Source organism: Streptomyces sp. NPDC006872, from assembly GCF_040635845.1.
Classification (GTDB): domain Bacteria; phylum Actinomycetota; class Actinomycetes; order Streptomycetales; family Streptomycetaceae; genus Streptomyces.
This window is the reverse complement of the sequence record NZ_JBEYIL010000003.1, coordinates 83,136-83,499: the sequence shown is the minus strand read 5'-3', so window position 1 is coordinate 83,499 and position 364 is coordinate 83,136. Positions and strand designations below refer to the sequence as shown.

Sequence of the window (364 nt, the reverse complement as noted above, 5' to 3'; positions counted from 1 at the left end):
GACCAAGACCCCTCACTTCGCTCAGGGTTCCTCTCGCAGCTTCGCGCTGTGCTCGGACGCACAGCACCGGCCTTCCGAGCCAGTCCTGCCAGCCTGTACGCCGTTGATTTGACCGGCGCTGGCCTGACCAGTCCCGCCCCCGGCAATACCGACGCCGACAAGCGCGATTACCGCGACGCCCTCGGCCTTTACCGGAAGACTGGCAGTCCTCTCGGTCAGGCAACTGCCACCCTCGGCTTGGGTGAGCTCGCCCACGTCCGCTCTGACTACGGAACTGCCGAGCGGCATTACCGCGACGCCCTCGGCCTTTACCGGAAGACTGGCAGTCCTCTCGGTCAGGCAACTGCCACCCTCGGCTTGGGCG

The 364-nt window shown here is 66.5% G+C and carries 1 protein-coding gene; it reads left to right on the top strand.

The window, feature by feature from the left end; translation table 11 throughout:
- Positions 1-48 precede the first annotated feature (48 nt).
- The coding region (locus tag ABZ725_RS09335) for a hypothetical protein (RefSeq protein WP_358802134.1) at positions 49-364 on the top strand (316 nt) is incomplete at its 3' end.